The sequence below is a fragment of the Mesorhizobium sp. M2E.F.Ca.ET.209.01.1.1 genome (assembly GCF_004010375.2).
GTDB lineage: Bacteria > Pseudomonadota > Alphaproteobacteria > Rhizobiales > Rhizobiaceae > Mesorhizobium.
Genome location: NZ_SADP02000908.1, coordinates 1 through 310, shown reverse-complemented (window position 1 = coordinate 310; position 310 = coordinate 1). Strand labels below are relative to the sequence as shown.

The following is a 310-nucleotide window of genomic DNA, read 5'->3' as shown; positions in this document are numbered from 1 at the left end:
CTCCCGTCGCCGGAATTAGGCTGCAATAAATCGAAGCTGAGCCAAATGCGACTTCAGGGGCGGCCATCGCCCGATGTAGACAGCCGGTAGCGGCAACGGGACAAGACACATGGACAGCATCGATATACTCGAACGGCTGATAGCCTTCCCGACCGTGAGCCGTGACTCGAATCTCGACCTCATCGGCTATGCGGCGGAGTTGCTCGGAGCAAACGGCATAGCCAGCCAGCTGATCCACAGCGCCGACGGTCACAAGGCCAACCTCTTTGCCATGATCGGTCCGGCCGACAGGCCCGGCATCATGCTGTCC

At 60.3% G+C, this 310-nt stretch carries 1 pseudogene; it reads left to right on the top strand.

The window, feature by feature from the left end:
- Positions 1–109 precede the first annotated feature (109 nt).
- Positions 110–310 (top strand): annotated as a pseudogene (locus EN852_RS38435) (acetylornithine deacetylase); the annotation flags it as partial.